At 72.1% G+C, this 18,369-nt stretch carries 15 protein-coding genes; 4 read left to right on the top strand and 11 right to left on the bottom strand.

Going from position 1 to position 18,369, the window contains the following annotated elements:
* Positions 1-62: 62 nt before the first annotated feature.
* From QA802_RS15410 to QA802_RS15400, 3 genes are all read right to left on the bottom strand, one after another.
* Positions 63-1,409 (bottom strand): vWA domain-containing protein, encoded by a 1,347-nt coding sequence (locus tag QA802_RS15410; RefSeq protein WP_334522523.1) that lies wholly within the window; start codon positions 1,407-1,409, stop codon positions 63-65.
* Positions 1,410-1,628: 219 nt separating this feature from the next.
* Positions 1,629-2,987 carry a PP2C family protein-serine/threonine phosphatase gene (locus QA802_RS15405; protein WP_334522520.1) on the bottom strand — a complete coding sequence of 453 codons (1,359 nt, stop codon included), beginning with the start codon at positions 2,985-2,987 and terminating at the stop codon, positions 1,629-1,631.
* On the bottom strand, positions 2,988-5,291 hold the full coding sequence (locus tag QA802_RS15400; RefSeq protein WP_503461612.1) for a serine/threonine-protein kinase: 2,304 nt from the start codon (positions 5,289-5,291) through the stop codon (positions 2,988-2,990).
* On the opposite strand from QA802_RS15400, the gene QA802_RS41575 reads away from it, so the two are divergent.
* Positions 5,290-5,649 (top strand): hypothetical protein, encoded by a 360-nt coding sequence (locus tag QA802_RS41575; RefSeq protein ID WP_443042118.1) that lies wholly within the window; start codon positions 5,290-5,292, stop codon positions 5,647-5,649. The genes QA802_RS15400 and QA802_RS41575 overlap by 2 nt on opposite strands.
* A 25-nt stretch (positions 5,650-5,674) precedes the next feature.
* Here QA802_RS41575 and QA802_RS15395 read toward each other — a convergent pair whose 3' ends face one another.
* From QA802_RS15395 to QA802_RS15380, 4 genes are all read right to left on the bottom strand, one after another.
* On the bottom strand, positions 5,675-7,012 hold the full coding sequence (locus QA802_RS15395) for a coiled-coil domain-containing protein (protein ID WP_334522514.1): 1,338 nt from the start codon (positions 7,010-7,012) through the stop codon (positions 5,675-5,677).
* 179 nt (positions 7,013-7,191) lie between these two features.
* Positions 7,192-8,226, bottom strand: a complete 1,035-nt coding sequence (locus QA802_RS15390) for a glutamate ABC transporter substrate-binding protein (RefSeq protein ID WP_334522511.1) — start codon at positions 8,224-8,226, stop codon at positions 7,192-7,194.
* Positions 8,227-8,240: 14 nt separating this feature from the next.
* Positions 8,241-9,659 (bottom strand): GlnX family signal transduction membrane protein, encoded by a 1,419-nt coding sequence (locus tag QA802_RS15385; protein ID WP_443042117.1) that lies wholly within the window; start codon positions 9,657-9,659, stop codon positions 8,241-8,243.
* A 595-nt stretch (positions 9,660-10,254) separates the two neighbouring features.
* Entirely contained in the window at positions 10,255-11,367 is a 1,113-nt protein-coding gene (locus tag QA802_RS15380; protein ID WP_334522508.1) for a mechanosensitive ion channel family protein, read from the bottom strand.
* A 325-nt stretch (positions 11,368-11,692) separates the two neighbouring features.
* On the opposite strand from QA802_RS15380, the gene QA802_RS15375 reads away from it, so the two are divergent.
* A complete protein-coding gene (locus QA802_RS15375; RefSeq protein ID WP_057574627.1) occupies positions 11,693-12,229 on the top strand; it encodes an HNH endonuclease in 537 nt (178 codons plus the stop codon).
* A gap of 77 nt (positions 12,230-12,306) precedes the next feature.
* On the opposite strand, the gene QA802_RS15370 is transcribed toward QA802_RS15375, so the two are convergent.
* From QA802_RS15370 to QA802_RS15355, 4 genes are all read right to left on the bottom strand, one after another.
* Positions 12,307-13,050 carry an ATP-binding cassette domain-containing protein gene (locus QA802_RS15370; protein WP_319171345.1) on the bottom strand — a complete coding sequence of 248 codons (744 nt, stop codon included), beginning with the start codon at positions 13,048-13,050 and terminating at the stop codon, positions 12,307-12,309.
* Entirely contained in the window at positions 13,047-13,625 is a 579-nt protein-coding gene (locus QA802_RS15365; RefSeq protein ID WP_334522502.1) for a hypothetical protein, read from the bottom strand. Before QA802_RS15365 ends, QA802_RS15370 begins: the two co-directional genes overlap by 4 nt.
* The gene (locus QA802_RS15360) at positions 13,622-14,548 is read right to left on the bottom strand and encodes a hypothetical protein (protein WP_334522500.1); all 927 of its coding nucleotides are present in this window, start codon (positions 14,546-14,548) and stop codon (positions 13,622-13,624) included. Before QA802_RS15360 ends, QA802_RS15365 begins: the two co-directional genes overlap by 4 nt.
* A 432-nt stretch (positions 14,549-14,980) precedes the next feature.
* A complete protein-coding gene (locus QA802_RS15355; protein WP_334522498.1) occupies positions 14,981-15,400 on the bottom strand; it encodes a hypothetical protein in 420 nt (139 codons plus the stop codon).
* A 526-nt stretch (positions 15,401-15,926) separates the two neighbouring features.
* Between QA802_RS15355 and QA802_RS15350 the strand changes: the two genes are divergently transcribed.
* Together QA802_RS15350 and malQ are read left to right on the top strand one after the other, a co-directional pair.
* Entirely contained in the window at positions 15,927-16,157 is a 231-nt protein-coding gene (locus QA802_RS15350; RefSeq protein WP_443042116.1) for a hypothetical protein, read from the top strand.
* Positions 16,158-18,308 (top strand): 4-alpha-glucanotransferase, encoded by a 2,151-nt coding sequence (gene malQ, locus QA802_RS15345; protein ID WP_334522495.1) that lies wholly within the window; start codon positions 16,158-16,160, stop codon positions 18,306-18,308.
* The last annotated feature ends 61 nt before the right edge of the window (positions 18,309-18,369 follow it).

The following is an 18,369-nucleotide window of genomic DNA, read 5'->3' as shown; positions in this document are numbered from 1 at the left end:
GCGCGTCCCCCTCTCTCCTTCGGTGTCCCAGAAGCCTTCGGTGTCCCAGAAGATCGTTCAGGTCACTTCTTTACACGAACAGTCTTTGTGGACCGGGTCTCGAGCGTCATCTCGTCGGCGTCCGCGACCTTGGCCTTCAGTCGCACAGTACCCGTCGTGGCATCGACCACGTCCACCACCTTCGCAAGCAGTTTCGCAGTATCCGCGTTCCCCGAGACGCTGGCGAGCTGGACCGCGCGGCCCAGTTTGGCCGTTGCTCCATCCATATCGCCCGCTTTGCGGAGATCGAGCCCCTGTTGGATGACCTGTGCCAGTTCGGCCTGGCCGGTGTAGTGGGCGACCTGAGGGTTGATCGACGTGGAAGCGGCCATGTCGTCGGTCCAGACGGCCTTCACCAGCCCCTGCGCACCCAGGTTCCGGACGCTCCCCGCGGCCTCCGGGATCACCAGCGAGACCCGTGCGGCGAGCATCTCCTGGCCGACGTTCGCCGCCGGGACCTCGACGCACACGTGGTAGTCACGGGACTCGTCGCCCCAGGAACCGGTGGGGTAGTCGCCAGCGCGCGGCCCCGCCTCCGCACGGCGCCCGGTCAGTTCCTCGACCGTCGGAGCGACCTGCTTGACGAACTTGACGACGGTGCCGACCGGGGTCCACAGGCGCAGCGCGACGTCCGCGACCTCCTTGCCCATCGCCGCCTCCATCATCTGCGTGAAGTCGGCGGCGAGGCCGGCCGGGTCGGCGACGATGTCGGCGGTGCCGAGCAGGGCGGACGCGATCCCTGTGACTTCTTTCACTTCCCAGTCGGTGCCCACGCCACGTGCGTCACAGGTGAAACGTCCGGCGCAGTCGTCGAGGGCGGCCTTGAGGTCCTGCGGCGACTCGTGCTCGTTGCGGCCGTCGGTGAGCAGGATGCCGTGCCGGATGGCGACGTCCGCCGTGGACAGCAGCCGGTCGGCCAGCCGCAGCCAGGTGCCGATCGCGGTGCCGCCGCCCGCGCTCAGCCGGCGCAGCGCCTGCTTGGCCTGGGCGCGGGTGGTCGCGTCGGCGACCGCGAGGCGGCCTCCGCCGGGGTAGACCTCCCTGGCGACGTGCGTGCCGTCGATCACCGAGAAGTGCACCCCGTCGCGCAGGGTGTCGACGGCGGCGGCGGTGGCGTCGCGGGCGTTGCGCATCTTGGTCGGCGGGTAGTCCATCGAGCCGGAGCAGTCCACCATGATCGCCACCGCGGCGGACGGGCCCTGGCTCGGCGAGTACAGGTGCGGCGCGGCTGCTGCGCTGCCCACCGTGCCGCCGCCGGTGGCGGTCACCGTGACGATCGCGTTGACCTCGCGGCCGCCCTCCGGCAGGTACTCGTTCTGGTAGACGTCCACCGAGAACTGCGGCACGTTCGACTTCGAGAAATTGGCCATGCCTACTCAAATCCCCCTCGGAAACCCCACGTCGGTGGGGCGATGTGTGGACACGGACCGGTCCCCTCCGGTCCGCACGCGTGCTTCCCCGTTACTGCCGTTGCTGCCGTTGCTGCCGTCGTTTCAGCGATTGCCGTGGTTGCCGTGATCACCACCGTGCATCCCGGGGCTCGCGTGATGCCCGTGATTCCCGGGTTTCCCGTAGTTCGTTCTGCGGCCTCAGGCCGATCCTGCCCCCTGCGCGGGGGCGGGGAACGGTACGACGGCCACTGTTACGTTGTCGTGGCCCCCGCCGTCCAGGGCGTGGCCGACCAGGACGCGTGCGCTGTGCAGCGGCCGGGTCGAGGCGTCCGGCGGGACGACGCCCGCCATCTCCTCCGCGGCCTCGGCGTAGTTCCACAGGCCGTCCGTGCACACCACCACCACGCCGGGGCGGTCCGGCTTGAAGGAAGCGGTGTGCGGCTCCAGTTCGTAGGCGTCGGCGCCGAGCCAGCCGGTGATGGCGTGGGCGCGCTCGTCGGCGTAGGCCTCCGCCTCGTTCATCAGGCCCGCGGCGACCATCTGCGCCGCCCACGAGTCGTCCTCGGTGAGGCGGGCCGGGGGCGAACTGCGGTCCTCCGGGACCCAGTAGGCACGGCTGTCGCCGACCCATCCGACGACCAGCAGCCCGGCGGTGACCACCGAGCCCACCAGGGTGCAGGCGGGGGCGTTCTGGTGCGGGGCGTGCTCACGGGCCGTGGCGGGCTCCTCGGCCAGCGCGTTCACCGCGTGCGAGGCGGCGACGATCGCCTCGTGCATGGCCTGTTGGGGGTGCGTGCCCTGGGGCAGAGCGGCCAGCAGCGTCTCGCTCGCCGCCTTCGACGCGGCGAGGGAGGCGTCGTCCGGGCGGGTCGCGGAGGACACGCCGTCGCAGACGATCGCCACGAGCGCCGGCGAGCCGTCGGGCAGGGCGGTGCAGCCGAGGCCGAAGGCGTCCTCGTTGCGGTGGTGGCGCAGGCCGCGGTCGCTGACGGCGGCGATCGGGCCCGACTCCCGTTCCATGTGGTCGCGTTCGCGCGGCTGGGCGTGGCCGCAGTTCTCGCAGTACCCGTCGCCGTCGACCCGGCCCGCACGGCAGGCCACGCACACCTTCGCGGTCTCCGCCACGACGGCTGCCTCGGCCGCGACCCGAGGGTCCGGCGCCTGCAGGGCGTACTCGTCCGGCTCAGCGGGACGGTCGAACCGGACACCGGAGGCGTCACCGACCCCGGGGCCGGCAGAAACGCCGGAGACGTCAGCCGCACCCCGGCCGCCGGAGACACCGGGGTCGCCGGAAACACCGGAGACGCGCGTTTCCCGGGCGGCGTGGGCTTCCGGGGCCGCGTGCGCTTCCCGGGCTTCGTGGACCGTGCCGCCGCTCTCCAACGGAGCCGGCGGCGCCGAGCCGTTCATCGTCAGGGTCGGGTGGTCGTCCGGGCTCGGCGGTACGACGGACAGGTTGTATCCGCACGCACCGCAGAAGCGGTCACCGGCGTCGAGCGGCTCCGCGCAGCTCGGACACGTCGGCAGGGCGGCCTGCCGGGGCATCTGCGACATCAACTACACCCACGTCCGGGGGCGGTAACGATTGGCACGTTCCACCAGGTCGATTCTCTCCTCACCGCCGGTCGCCAGCCGGGCCAGCGTGCGGTAGGTGCGCTCCAGTCCCAAGCGCAGCCCCCGTTCGTCCAGTCGGCTGCCGAGCAGCACCCGGGCGGCCGGTCCCGCGCCCTGGCCACCGGAGAGTATCCAGTCGAGGGCGCAGCCGAGGACTTCGGCGGACAACTGCTCGCGCCGCGTCGGGTCCAGACCGTACGCGTCCAGCGCCTCGACCTGGGCCGCGGCGGCGGTGAGGTCCTCCAGGAAGGGTACGTCGGAGGCGGCGGCGGTCCGCTGCCGGAGTCTCGCGCGCACGGCGGCCACCCGGGCCGCGGTGTAGTGGATGGAGGACTCGGGCACCGATTCCAGCGTCCGTACGGCGCCGCCGCGGTCGCCGGCCGCGAGCTGCACGCGGGCCAGGCCGAACGCGGAGCTCACATAGCTCGGGTCGGTCGACCACACCAGCCGGTAGTACTCGGCGGCGTTGTCCAGCTGCCCCAGCACCTCCGCGCACAGGCCGAGCGCCAGCTTCGGCGTGGTCTCGCCGGGGAAGGCGTCGTAGATCGCGTCGAAGGCCAGCGCCGCGCCTTCGTGGTCGCCGGTGACCAGCGAGGCCACGCCCCGGTACCAGACCACCCGCCAGTCGTCGGGCCGTTCCCCCTCCAGTTTCGCCAGCGACATGAGGGCCGCCTGGTGGTCGCCGTTCTCCAGCCAGGCGCGGATCTGCCGCAGCCGGGTCTCGACCGACGGCGCCGGCGCGGCCGCGAGAACCGTGATCAGTTCGCCCGGCGCGGACGCCAGCAGACCCGCGAGGAAACCCGCGTTGGGGTCGGTGGGGTCGACATGCGGAGCGGGCAGGACGAGGGCCGCGGCGGGCGCGGGAACGGCCCTGACGAGACCGCCGGCGATCGGCAGGGCGGGAACACCGGGTGCGGAAACACCGGGCGAGGGCGCACCGCCGGGCGCGATGGCCCCGCCCCCGCCCGCGCCCGGCAGCGCGGGACCGGTCCGCGGTGCGGGGAACGGACCGGTCGCCGTGGCGGGAGCGGCGGCGAGGGCGGCCGTGCGGCCGGGACCGCCGCCCGGTGCCGCCGTGGACCGGGCGCCCCCGAACAGCCCGCGGGACGGGACGGCGACGCGCGCGCCCAGCCGCGACACCTCCCCGTCCAGCTTCGGGAACAGCTCGGTGTCCGTGACCTTGACCTCCGGTCCGAACAGCGTCGACAGCGCGGGCCGCGCGCGGCCGCTCTGGAGGGAGACGACCTCGCGCAGTACGCCCGTCAGCTGCTCCGCCATCTCCTGGGCGGAGGCGAACCTGCGGTCCGGGTCGGGGTCGGTGGCGCGGACCAGGAACCGGTAGAAGGACTCGTACTGCCGGAAGACCTCGATGTTGTCGGGGTCGGGCAGCGAGTCCGCGAAGACGGTCGTGTAGCCCTGGAAGTCGAAGGTCAGGACGGCGAGCGTACGGCCCACCGTGTACAGGTCGGAGGCGACCGACGGGCCGACCTCGGCGACTTCCGGCGCCTGGTAGCCGATCGTGCCGTAGATGGCCGACTCGTCGTCGTCCATGCGTCTGACGGCGCCCATGTCGATCAGCTTGAGCTCGTCCTGGCTCTGGATCGCGTTGTCGACCTTGAAGTCGCAGTACAGCAGGTTGCGGCTGTGCAGATGGCCGAGCGCCTCGAGCGCCTCGATGCCGTACGCGCAGGCCTGCTCGACGGGGAGCGGATCCCGCTTGCCCTGCGGGGTGCGCCGGTCGTTGGCGATCTCCTTGAGGGACTTGCCGCCGATGTACTCCATGACGATGTAGCCGTCGAGGGAGCCGGTGCGCTGGTCGAGATGTTCGACGAAGCTGTAGATCCGCACGATGCTGGCGTGCTCGATCTCGGCGAGGAAGCGCCGCTCGGAGATGGCCGCGGCCATCGCGTCCTGGTCGCCGGTGTCCAGGAGGCCCTTCAGGACGACCCACCGGTCGCCCACCGGGCGGTCGATGGCCAGGTAGATCCAGCCGAGCCCGCCGTGCGCGAGGCAGCCCACGACCTCGTACTGGCCGTGCACGACGTCACCGGCCTTCAGCTTCGGCGCGAAGGAGTACGGGTGGCCGCACTTGGTGCAGAAGCCCTCCGTGCGGCCTTCTCGCTCGCCGCGCGAACGGCCCACCGGGGCACCGCAGTCGGAGCGCGAGCAGAACCGCTTGCGCTCGGGTACCTCGGGGTTGTCCAGCACCATCGAGCGGGGGTCCGGCTTCGGCACCTGCGGCACCATGACCAGTCCGGCGCCCAGCCGGGCCCGCCCGGAGGAGCTCGACGTCGAGCCGGAGCTGCGCACCGACACCGACCGGCCCGTCGACGTGCCCGAGAGCGAACGCGACAGCCGCCCGGACACCGAGCGGCGGGACTTCGCCGACTGCGACGCCGTACGCGCGCTGCGCCCGCTGGAACGCGAACTTGCGCTGCCCGACGAGCCCTTGCCGCCGCCGGTCACCCCGGTCGGCGGCGAGCCCACCAGGCCTGCTCCGGAGGAGGTGCCCCCGGACGCCACGACAGGGGCCAGACCGCAGGTGTCGCAGTACAGCTCGCCGCCGCCCACGTCCTCGTACGACCCCTCGCAGCCCGGCCGCTGACACGCCTGCCCTGCCTGACTCATGGCTACTGCTCCCCCCTGTGGTCCTGAGGTCCGCCCTGCTCCGGCACGCGTGGCGCGGTGAGCAGTTCGGCGGCCGCCTGCTGGAAGCGCAGGACGGCCTGTTCGGCGACGCGCAGATCGCAGGGTGCGCTCCACAGCATGCGGCGCGCCGCGTCATAGCGCTCGATGAGGAACGGGTCCTCGGCGAGCCCGTGGCGGGCGACCTTCGCCTTGTACGCGTCGAGACGGCCGCGCAGCTCCGCGCGGACCGCCAGCGGCTGGGTGACCGCGCCCAACGACTCGCGGGCGCGCAGCAGTTCGTCCTCCGCCTTCTGCTCCAGGGACTCCAGGAGCGGGGACAGGCGGTGCCACTGGGCGTGCCGGCGGTACTCGGCGGCCGTCGCGAGCTGCTCCTGCAGCGCCGTCGGCGGGCCGCTGACCACCGGCACCTCGGTGGCGGCGATCTTCGCCAGCACCTCGCCGCGCGCGGCGCGCGCCTCGGCGAGGGTGCGGTCGGCACGGCTGAGGACGTCCCGCAGCCGCACCAGCCGCTGCTCGGCGTCCTGCCGGACCGTCAGAACGGCGTCGATCTCCCGGCGCACGTCGTCCAGGGCGCGCGCCTCACGGTCGTACACCGTGGTGTCGGGACGGCCGCCGCCCGGCGCCGAACTGCCCTGCGCGGGCGTCCAGTAGGCGAGCGGGTCCGACACCACCTGCTCGCGCAGGTCGGTCAGCGTGCGGGTGATGCGCTCCAGGTCGTCGCCCGCGGGGTGCTCGCCCGGGCGGACGCCGACGGAGTGCGCCAGCCGGCGGGTGCGCTGGAGCTCGGCGGCCAGGAGGTCTATCCGGGCGGGCAGCGCCGACCACACCGCGTCGGCGGCCACGACCAGGTCCAGCGACGACGCGTACAGCTCGTTCATCCGGTCGACGAGCGTCGTCAGGGAGAAGGTCTGGCTGAGCTTGCCCGTGCCGTGCAGCGTCGGCGCGTTGGCCGTCGCGGCCGACGGACCCGCGAGCGAACCGGCGACGGTGACGGACTCGCCGCGCAGCAGTTCGGTCAGCTCCGCCAGGTCCTCGCGGCTGGACCAGCGGCGGCGCGAGCGGATCTCACGGGCGCCGCGCAGGGCCGCCGTGTACGCGTCGAAGTACGCCCACAGCAGGGTGATCGACGTCTCCGCGGACGCCCAGCGCTCCTTGGTGACGCCGGTGAGCTCGGCGCCTTCGAGGAGCCTGCGGCCCGCGTGGTCCTGAAGGGCGAGGAGCGAGGTCTCGATCGCCTCGTGTTCCGCGCCGAGCCGCGCCAGCGCACGGTCGACCTCGTCCCGGTCCATGACCGGCCCGGGGGGTCCCGTGACGCCCATCGATCACCTCTCGCTGCTGTGTCGGTTCCGCTGCCTGCGCTGTCCGCTGCCTGCCCTGCTCCGCCTGCCCCGCCCGTCTGCTCGTCCGCCTCCCCCGCCCGCCTGCCCGGCCCTTCCCGCCCGTTCTGTGCGGCCGGCCCGTCGGTGATCGCTCCGGCGTGCCGCCCGGTGGCGGCCCGTCAGCTCGTGCGCAGGTACTGCGGCGGTGTGGGCGGTCGCGACGTGGCCGCGTCACCGCCCAGTGTGGCCGAAAGCCACTTGTCGTACGACGTCTGCCAGCCGCTCGCGCTGTACGCCACCAGGATCTGGTTGACCCGGCGAACCAGATCACTCGCGCTGCTCTTCATCGCCACGCCGTAGTACTCGGTCGTGAACGGGGCGCCCTTGAGCTCCACCGTCGGGTCCTGCGCGGCCTGACTGGCCGCGAGAGCACCGTCGGTGACCACCGCGTCGACCTCGCCGAGCTGCAACCGCACCAGACAGTCGAGCTGGTTGGGGACCGTGGCGATGGTGGCGCCGGCGGCGAGCTTGCCGGTCTTCTGGTCGTCGGCGAGCCGGGTGTAGGCCGTCGAACCGGCCGCCGCACAGATCTTCTTCTTCGCCAGCGTGGCGTCGTAGCCGTCCACCGCCGAGGACTTGGGGGCGAGGACCTGCTGACCGGTCTTGAAGTAGGGCGCGGAGAACGCGACTTCGCCGAGCCGGCTGCAGGAGATCGTCATCGTGCGCACGACCATGTCGACCCGGCCCTCCTGGATGGCCGGGATGCGCTGGTTGGTCGGGATGGCCTTGAACTGGACCGCCTTCGGGTCGCCGAGGATGTCCTGCGCGATCCGGTGGACCAGGTCGATGTCGAAGCCCTCGAGCTCCGCGACGGAGTTGTTGGGATCGCGGTAGCCCCAGCGGTAGCTGTTCTGGTCGACGCCGACGATCAGCTTGCGCTTCTCGCCCTGCCGGGCCTTGATCGCGGCGATCGTCGCACCGTCCGCGCTCGACGGCGCCAGCGTCTGCTTCTCCGGGTCCGTGCAGGTCGCGTCGGCCGCCGGGGTACCCGAGGCGATGCCCCGGCCGCCCTGGCCGGCTCCCGCACCGGCGGCCGGTCCGGAGCCGGTCCACGGCAGCAGCAGCGCGAAGGCCAGCGCGAGGGCGCACAGGCCTGCCATCGCGCCGACTCCGCCCCAGCCCCGCAGGCTCGCCCGCACACGTCGCACACGCATCGTCACGCCCCCCATCACCGGTACTCCGACAGCCTGCGGCCGATGCCGAGGAGCGCGCCCGCCGCGCCCAGCACGGCGAGCACGGCGGCACCGATCGGCAGCCCCGTCATCGCGTCCAGACCGCCGCTCGCCGCCTTACGGAACTCGAGCCGCTCGTGCTCCAGCGCCGTGGCGAGATTTGCGTCGACGCTGTCGAAGCACGCGCCCGTCGCGTTCTTCCCGCCGATCACGAGAGCCAGCGCCTGCTCGTAGTTGCCGTTGTCGTCCTGCGCGCGGGCCGCGGAGTGGCGCTCTTTCCACTCCGCCATGTTGCTCTCGGCCGACGTGACCGGCTTCTCGCCGGCCTCGTCGTCGGCGAGCTTCGCCGCCTGGGCGAGGCCCTTGCCGAGGTCGGTCATGTCGGTGTTGAAGGAGTGGTCGTACTTGTCGAGCGTCACGTCCTTGCCGTCGGCGGTCACCTTCACCGTCTCGGCGCCGCGCGCCACCAGGGTCAGGTTCTCGTTCCCCCGGGCCTTGAGGGAGGCGATCCGCGCGTCGTGCAGCACGTTCAGCGAGCGGACGCCGTGGTCGTAGGAGTCGTCGAGCCCGGCGCGCGCCACACTGTGCCCGACCACCAGCCACAGCAGGACGACCGTCGTGGTGGCCGTCGCGGCGACCAGGCCGTGGTTCAGGACCCGGTTCGTACGGCGGTAGTTGCGGTGCTGCGCCCAGGCCAGGCCCGCCAGCGCGAGCACGCCGAGCACGATCGCCGCCCAGGGGTAGGGGGTGGCGTCGCCGTAGTCGTCCTGCAGCCGCCGGTTCTCGCTGTCGTAGAGCTCCTGGGCCGCCGGGAGCATCTCGTCCTGCATCTTCTGGTTGGCGTAGCGCAGATAGGCGCCGCCGACCGGGAAGCCCTGCCGGTTGTACGTCCGCGCGCGCTCCACCAGACCCTTGTACTCGGGCAGCATCCTGTTCAGCTTGACGATGTACTCGGTGGAGGCGGAGTCGGCGTCGGCGCTGTTGGCGGCGTTGACGAGCTTCTCGGCCGCGTTGTCGATGTTCTCCTCATAGCGCTGCCGGGACGTCGCCGTCTCCTGGCCGCCCGCCAGGAAGCCGTCGGAGGCGGCCGTGTTGGCGCCCGCCAGCGACCGGTAGATGTCGGCCGCGGCCGAGCTCAGCGGCTGGCTCTTGTGCAGCACGTCGTCGGCGGCGGCCGCGCGGTCGGTGGTCTGCCACGCCGTCACCGCGCCGAAGGCGAGGACGAGCAGGGCGAGGACGGCGCCGATGACACGCAGCCGCCCGGGCTCGGTGGTCGCCGCGGCACGGGCCCTGTCGACGCCCTCGGCGAAAGCCGTCCGGCGCGGGCCGGACGGCGTCGGCACCGACGCCTTGACCGGCGCTGTGACCGGCGCCTTGACCGGCGGTGGTGCCGTGCTGGTTGCCGGATCTGCCACTGTTCGACCTCCCCCATGGTCATCTCCCGCCGGTCAGTATCCCCGGCGGGAGCGGTACTGCGCACCGGCCTTCACTGGATCTTGATCAGATCGCAGTCACCCCTGCCCATGAATACGCCTGGGGCGGGTGTTCGGTTCCTTCCCGGGGGCGTGCGTCGGCTTCGGTGCGCGGGGGCGTCCTGCCTGGTCGCGCGCCCCGCTCCCACGGCGGAAACGCGCGTCCCGATGCGAGAACGCGCCCCCCGTGGCAGACCTGCGCGTCCCGTGGCAGACCCGAGCGCCCTCGCCAGACCCGCGCGCCCTCGGCGGGGGCCGCTCAGCCTTCGAAGAAGGCGCGCGACCACGGTGAGTTTCATGCCTTGTTGACCCTTCACTCCGGTGAGAGTGACACCTTCGGCGAACGCCTTCTGCGTGAAGAAGAAAGCGACGCCGGGCCTCGCCGTCGGCAGGACGACCTGCTGCGGGGTGCAGGTATGCGGTTGTGGGGGTGTGGGGGTGTGGGGGATCCGGAGGGTGCGGTGGTGCGGGGTGCTGGTTCTCCTCGTCGCACCGGTGCCCCTGCCGTTCACTCGAACGAGGGTGCTGAGCCGTTCCGCTATTTCGCGGGGGTCGACGGTGCGGCCGTCCGCGGTGGGGTGATCGGCGTCGCCGCCGCGGACTGCGGGGAGTCGGCGTTGGCGTACACGGAGGGGGCCGCGACCGCCGCCGACGGATCCGCCGGGTCCTCCGTCGCGGGGGCGGTCGCGCCGCCCACGATGCGGATGTCGGCCGCCTCGAAAGCGCGCTTTACGCGCCAGCGCAGCTCCCGCTCGACCGTCAGGGACTTGCCCGGCATCGTCTTCGCAGAGACGTGGACCACCATCGAGTCGAGCAGGACGCTGTCCAGGCCGAGGACCTCGATCGGGCTCCACAGAAGCTCGTTCCAGGGCTCTTCCTTGCTCATCTTCTCGGCGACCCCGTCCAGGGTGGCCTTCACCCGGTCGAGGTCCTCGGACGCCTTGACGGTCACGTCGACGCCGGCTGTCGCCCAGCCCTGCGAGAGGTTGCCGATCCGCTTGACCTCGCCGTTGCGGACGTACCAGATCTCCCCGTTGGCGCCGCGCAGCTTGGTCACCCGCAGGCCCACCTCGATGACCTCGCCGGAGGCCACGCCCGCGTCGATCTGGTCGCCGACGCCGTACTGGTCCTCGAGGATCATGAACACGCCGGAGAGGAAGTCCGTGACCAGGTTGCGCGCGCCGAAACCGATCGCGACGCCCGCGACACCGGCCGAGGCCAGCAGCGGGGCCAGGTTGATCTCGAAGGTGCCCAGCACCATCAGCGCGGCCGTGCCCATGATCAGGAAACTCGCCACCGAGCGCAGCACCGAGCCGATCGCCTGCGAGCGCTGACGCCGCCGCTCGTTGTTGACCAGCAGCCCGCCCAGCGCCGTGCCGTCGACCGAGGCGACGGTGCGGTTCATCCGGTCGATCAGCTTGGTGATCGCCCGCTGCACCACCACTCTGAGCACCACCGCGATCACCAGGATCAGCAGCACCCGCAGCCCGATCGCCAGCCACGTCGACCAGTTCTGCTCGACCCAGCTGGCCGCGTTCGTCGCGCTCTCCTGGGCGTCCTGGAGGGACGGCACCGTCACCGTGGACGGCGACTCCGAGGGAGTCGGCGTCGGCGACGCGTCGGCGGCCAGTAGGACGGCGTGCAAGGACACGGCAGGTACCTCCAGGTGCTGCTACTGCTGCGTCCGGTGCGGCGGTCGAAGGCGACACGCTCGACCAGGTCACGGAAAGGTCACCGGACAGACAGAACCACCACACTAACGGGGCATCGTGAGTGGTTCGGCGCGTTCGGTGAAGGAGAGACGGTCCTCACCCGTGCTTGCACAGGCCATGATCCTGGGGAGACAACAGGGTGTGGTCGAAAACACTCCCAGCCCGTTACCGGCACATGGTGGCGCGTCCAGCAGGCGAGAGGGGAGACTGACCACAGATCGTCCCGGCGCGAGCCACGCGCCGCCGACGCCCAAGGAGGCATCCGTGCCGCACGTCCTGGTCCTCAACGCGTCGTACGAACCACTCGGCGTCGTACCGCTCCGCCGCGCGCTCGTCCTCGTCCTGGAGAACAAAGCAGTCTCCCTCGAGGAATCGGGCGCCTTCCTGCACAGCGCGACCGTCACAGTCCCCGCACCCAGCGTGGTCCGGCTCAAGCGATTCGTCCGGGTTCCCTACCGGGGGCCCGTCCCGCTGACCCGTCGGGCGCTGTTCGCCCGGGACGGGGGCCGGTGCATGTACTGCGGTGGCGTCGCAACCAGCGTCGACCACGTCGTCCCGCGCAGCCGCGGGGGCAAGCACGTGTGGGACAACGTCGTGGCGTCCTGCCGTCGCTGCAACCACACCAAGGCCGACCGGCACCTCGTCGAGATCGGCTGGCGCCTGCGCCACAAGCCCGCCCCGCCCTCAGGCCTCGCCTGGCGCATCATCGGCACGGGTCACCGGGACCCGCGTTGGCTGCCGTACCTGCAGCCGTACGGCGCGGACGACGCCCTGGCCAGGATCGACGGCATCTCCGCCTAGCCGCTCGGGCGCGTGCCGTGCGTGCCGTGCGTGCCGTCGGCGGAGCCCGCCCGGGGCTCCGCCGACGGCCCCGGGCGTCAGGCGGCGACGTTGTGGCTTCGCAGCAGCGCGGTGTACGCGCCTTCCGCGGCGCGCCCCTCGAGGGTTCCCGGCGGAGTGTGGGCCAGGAACGTGTGGGTGGTCCCGTGGTGCAGGACGGCTCCGCCGTACATGACCGTGACGTGGTCCGCCTCCTCCGCGAGGTCGGCGACGTCGTGCGTGGACAGCAGGACCCGCACGTCACCGGTCAGCCCGCGCAGGATGTCGCGGAACACGCGGCGCTGGTAGGGGTCCATGCCGGCGGTCGGCTCGTCCAGCAGCAGGACCCGGGCGCCGTGCACCAGCGCCCCGGCCACACCGACGCGCCGCAGCTGGCCGCCGGAGAGCTGGCTCGTGCGGGCGTCGATCTTCTCCGTCAGCTCCACCCGGGCGAGGGCCTTGCGTGCCTGTTTCCAGGCGTCCGTGCGGTTCATGCCCTTGAGCCAGCCGATGTAGGCGACGTACTCGCGGGCCGTGAGCGTCGGCATGGGCACGATGTCCTGTGGCATCCAGGCCACGGCCTGCCGGTACGCCGCGGTGCCGGCCGGCGCCCCGTCGAGGGCGACGTGCCCCTTCTGGGGGGTGGTCACCGAGGCCGCGAGCTTCAGCAGCGTCGACTTGCCGGCCCCGTTGGGACCGAGCAGCACGGTGAGGCCCTCCGGCAGGCTGTAGGAGAAGTCCTGCAGCACGGGCTGCTTCCAGCGCCGGTAGCCGTAGGTGCAGTTGCGGAGTTCGAGTGTCACGCTGTTTTCCTCGACGAGCGGATCTGGGCGGCGAGTCCGAGGGCGAACACCACCAGGGAGGCGGCTGCTGCGAACAGGTCGTCCGCAGGGAGCGCGATGACGGTCCACGAGCGCGGGACGTTCCCACGGAACCCGATGACGGCGACGGTGACCAACCATCCCACGGGGAGCATCACGGCTCCTTGGCCGACCCAGGCGCGTCCGAGCAGCATGAGGCCGGTCAGGAACAGGGCGTTGCGCCCTCCGGTCGTGGCCGTCCCGGTTCCCTGCAGGGCGCTGACGACGAGGCTGCACAGCACCGCGGCCGCCATGACCCCGGTGACGAGCAGGTTGTCGAGCCGGGTCACGGACCGTACTCCGGAGACCTCGGCCGCGGGCAGCCGGGACTCCAGCACCGCCATCAGGATGGCGAAGAGGGGCACCGGGACGAACAGGGCGAGCGCGACCCTGGGACTGCCGGTGATGGCCGGCAACAGCACCGTGGCGTCCTGGACGGCGTAGAGGGCGGCGGTGAAGACGGCGAGGGCGAGCGGCAGCAGCGTGTGCCCCCGCCGGGCCGTGAACCACCACCTCACGACGGGTTCCCCTGACAGGTGTCGAGCTGCTGCTTGATCCACTTGGTCTGCTCGGCCGCGGGTTCGGCCAGCACCCGGGTGACGTCGGCCTTGATCTGCTTCTCCAGCTGCCGGTCCTCGGGGTTCATGCCCTCCTGCTCCCGGCGCATCTGGTAGGCCTTCGCCTGCCCCGTCTTCGTGGCGGCCCACAGCCAGGCCGAGTGCGCGGTACGGACGTCGACCTCCTCGCAGCGGAACTTCAGCGAGCGCACCACGACCTGGTACACCGCGTCGCCCCGCTGCATGGGCACGGTCAGCATCATGCGCCATTCCGTGTCCGTGGACGCCTTCTGATGGCGGCCGTCGACGTAGCCGTCGGTGATCAGCTCGGGCCGGGCCGAGGTCGCCCCGGCGTCCCGCAGCACGCTCAGCGCCTTGGCGCTGGCGCTCTGCGCCTTGGAGAGATAACGCTCGTTGAACTCCGGCACGCACATGCGCGGCGCGCTGCCGGTGCACGCCATCGCCACGTTCCCGGTGGTGATCGGCGGAGTGGCCGACCAGTCGGCGGTGATCCGGTAGGCGCCGAAGGCGCCGCCCACGGCGACCGCGGCCGCGAGGGCGACCCGGAGCAGGCGCCACCCGTAGGGCAGCCAGAGGAGGAGCAGTCCGACGGCGATGCCGCCGGCCAGCAGCATCGGGGCAGCCGCCGTGACGAACCGGGGCACCTCGCCGAAGCCGATCGTGCCGAACTGCCCGGACACATGGCGGGGCCAGTACGGCAGCATCGCCCGGGTGAAGGCGACGACGAGCCAGTCGGCCACGGCCAGGATCGGCGTGGCGATGATGCGGGGAGCCCAGCAGCCCACGGCGAATCCCACGATCGCGTGTGCGACGCATATCACCATCGCCGCGAGCGGCAGGCGCAGGCTGTCGAGGCTGGGCATGGTCGCCGACCGTGCGAGTGAGACCGCGGGGGGAAGAAGGAGAACAAGCCACGAGAGCGCGATCACCGGGGCCAGGATGTTGGCCGCGATCCGATAGCGGGAACGGGCAGGAGCCAAGGCCCATATCCGTGCGCTTTTCAGACGGCCACTCTCCCAGCAGGCAAGTCCCGCGGCCGTCGCATAAGCCAGTGCATAAAGTGTCGTCAGTGGCTCTGCGACAATGCTCGGCGCGTAATGGAAGTAACTCGAGAGAGGGGCTGTCTGGCCTACGACATAGTAAAGGGATGTCAGTAGGAGAATAATGGGCCCAGCCCATCGCACACTACCGCTGCGCAGAGTGGTGCTGAATTTCATGCAGTCTCACCGAACCACTTGTCGGCCGGAGAGGGGCGCCCCGTGCGGGACGCCCCTCAGGGCTGGTCTGTCAGCCGTCTAGTCAGCCTTGGTGGTGTCCACCGACACGGTGCGCACGCTCAGCTGCGGGCCGAAGGTGGAGCCGCCGATCTTCATGAGCTTGAAGTAGTAGTCGCGCATGCCGGACGGCAGGTCGGTCCACTCGCCGTTGCTCGTACCGCCGTTGAAGCAGGCGGTGAACGTCTTGTTGTCGTAGGCCTCGTCAGGCTGGAACGAGATGTCGTTCCAGATCTGCACGTCGGTGCTCTTCGAGCCGTCGGTGGTGCACCCGGTGAACTTCACCTGCGAGTACAGCTCGTCCGACCAGCGGCGGGACTCGAAGCTGGCGCTGGCGCCGGTTATGGAGCTGCTCCAGTTGGCCTCGGCGATGGGGGCCATCGCCAGAGTGATCACGGCGGCCGTGCCGACGATCGTGGTAATACGCGTACCGCGCTTCATGCTTTCCCCTGTTTCAATGTGCGTCAAGCACGGGGTCAGGCACTTGTGAAGTTGCGAACACACTTCCCCCACATTCCCCGTCCCCCGTGCGGCTGAGGGTTCTTCAGCCCGTTTCTGGAAAGTATCAGTCCGCTTCGTGAAAGGTCAACTTCTTTCAAGGGGTGCGCTGTTGCCTCAACACTGTCGTCGAGTTGTCTAAAGTAGGGCGATTTTTCACCGTCTGGATTGTGGCGGGGTGTTCCGAATTTACCCATTGATCTTGCCGGTATCGGCGACGGCGCCGGCGGCGGCCGTGTCGCTCGGCCGCCCCGTTTCGCCACGTCGCAGGTGTGAACCCGACGCGTCCGTTGCCATGGCGCCCGGATGGGGCACGGGGATGTGGCAGCGTGTGACGCGGCGCGTCGGCCGCGGACGTTCAGCGCGGCGTCCAGCGGGATGTTCAGCGGGGCGTTCGAGGGGACGTCTGGCCCGGCGTCCGCTGGGTAGGGCTGCGGTAACCGATGTCGTATCCGATGAGGAGGCCACCGTGATCGCGCCGCCCCGGTCCAAACGCCCGGCGGAGCTCTCCGCCGCCACCGAAGACGTCCGCCTGTGCGCCTTCAGCGCCGAAGGAAGCTGCGCCGAACCCCCGCTGACCAGCGAACCCCCGCTGCCCCACGCCGAGCCCCTGACCAGCGAACCCCCGCTGCCCCACGCCGAGCCCCTGACCAGCGAGCCGCCGCTCGCCGCCGCGGACTCCGACTCCACGAGGCCGTAGATGACCGCACCCCCCGGGGAAGAGCTCGCCCGGCTCGCCGCGCTGCACGGCGTGGCCACCTCCTACCAGCCCTCCGCGGACCGCACGGTCACGGCCTCCGCGGCCGCCGTCACCCGCGTCCTGGCAGCCCTCGGCGTCGACGCGGGCGCGCCGCGGGCCGTGCGTGCCGCGCTCGCCGCCCGGGAGGCGCAGCTGCGTGAGCGACTGCTGCCGCCGACCGTGGTGTGCTGGAGCGGCAGCCCGCCCGAGGCGCTGGCGGCCCTCCCCGAGGGCAGCCGGCTGCACGTCGAGACCGAACAGGGCGAGAGCCGTGACGGCATCGCAGAACTCCCGCTCGGGGTACACCGGTTGACGGTCACCGCACCCGACGGCCGGACCGGCGCGTCCCACCTCGTCGTCGCCCCGGCCCGCCTGCCCGCGCCCGCCGGACGGTCGTACGGGCTCCTCGTCCAGCTGTACTCGCTGCTCTCCCGCCGCTCGTGGGGCATGGGTGACCTGGGCGACCTCGGGGAACTCACCGGCTGGGCGGGGCGGACGCTCGGCACCGGATTCGTGCAGGTCAACCCGTTGCACGCGGCCGTGCCCGGCACCCCCACCGACCCCTCCCCCTACCGGCCCTCCTCCCGGCGCTTCCCCGACCCGGTGCACCTGCGCGTCGAGGGCGTCCCCGAATACGCGTACGTCCCGGACGACGCCCTGCGCGCCGCGCTGCTCGAGCGGGCCGGCCGGCTGCGCGAGGCCGTCCTGGACAAGGGCGAGCTGATCGACCGGGACGCGGTGTGGCGGCTCAAGCGGGAGGCCCTGGAACTCGTCGCCCGCGTGCCGCTCGGACCCGGCCGGCGCGCCGCCTACTGCGACTTCCTCGCCGAGCAGGGGCAGGCCCTGGAGGACCACGCCACCTGGTGCGCCCTCGCCGAGGTGCACGGCTCGCAGTGGCGGCAGTGGCCGTCCGGACTGCGCGACCCCCGTTCGGCCGAGACCGCCCGCGCGCGGGGCGAGCTGATGGACCGCGTCGACTTCCACTCGCGGCTCGCCTGGCTCACCGACGAGCAGCTCACCGCCGCCCAGCGCACCGCGCGCGAGGCCGGCATGCCCGTCGGGATCGTGCACGACCTGGCGGTCGGCGTGCATCCCGAGGGCGCCGACGCGTGGGCGCAGCAGGAGTACTTCGCCGCCGGCATGTCGGTGGGCGCCCCGCCGGACGCCTTCAACGCCCGCGGCCAGGACTGGGGCCTGCCGCCCTGGCGCCCCGACCGGCTGGCCGCTTCCGGCTACGCCCCCTACCGCCGGCTGCTGCGGGCGCTGTTCCGGTACGCCGGCGCGCTGCGGATCGACCACGTCATGGGCCTGTTCCGGCTGTGGTGGGTCCCGCGGGGCGAGCCGCCGACCGAGGGCGCCTACGTCCGCTACGACGCCGAGGCCATGCTCGCCGTCCTGGTGCTGGAGGCGTCCCGGGCCGGCGCGGCGGTGATCGGCGAGGACCTCGGCACCGTCGAGCCGGGCGTGCGGGAGGCGCTGCGCGAGCGTGGGGTGCTCGGCACGTCCGTCCTGTGGTTCGAGCGGGACTGGGAGGGCGACGGACGTCCGCTGTCGCCCGACCGCTGGCGGGCCGACTGCCTGGCGACCGCGACCACCCACGACCTGCCGTCCACGGCCGCCCGGCTCACCGGCGAGCACGTCGAACTCCGCGACCGGCTGGGCCTGCTGGCCCGGCCGCTGGAGGAGGAGCGCACCGAGGCCGCCAACGACACCGGCGAATGGCTGGCCGAGCTCAGCCGGCTCGGACTCCTGGCCGGCACCGGCGGCGGCAGCGACGCCTCCTCGGAGGAGGCCGAGGTCCAGGCCGTCCACCGCTTCCTGCTGCGCACCCCGGCCCGCATGATCGGCGTCTGGCTGCCGGACGGCGTCGGCGACCGCCGCCCGCAGAACCTCCCCGGAACCTGGGACCAGTACCCGAACTGGCGGCTGCCCGTCGCGGACGCCGAGGGCCGCCCGGTGACCCTGGAACAACTGACGGCCTCTCCGCGACTGCACGCACTGATGGACGTCCTGCGGGAACGGGGTCAGGACCCCCCGCCCGGCGACCCACCCGGCGTCCCGTCCGGCGACCCGTTCGGCGAGCAGCCCGGCGACGCGCGGGAGGGGGCGTGACGGCCGCCCCGCGCTTCCCCCGGCGACGCCCGGGCGGGGACGTGACGGTCGCGCGCGCCTC

The sequence above is a fragment of the Streptomyces sp. B21-105 genome (assembly GCF_036898465.1).
Lineage (GTDB): Bacteria > Actinomycetota > Actinomycetes > Streptomycetales > Streptomycetaceae > Streptomyces.
This window is presented reverse-complemented; position numbering and strand designations above follow the sequence as displayed.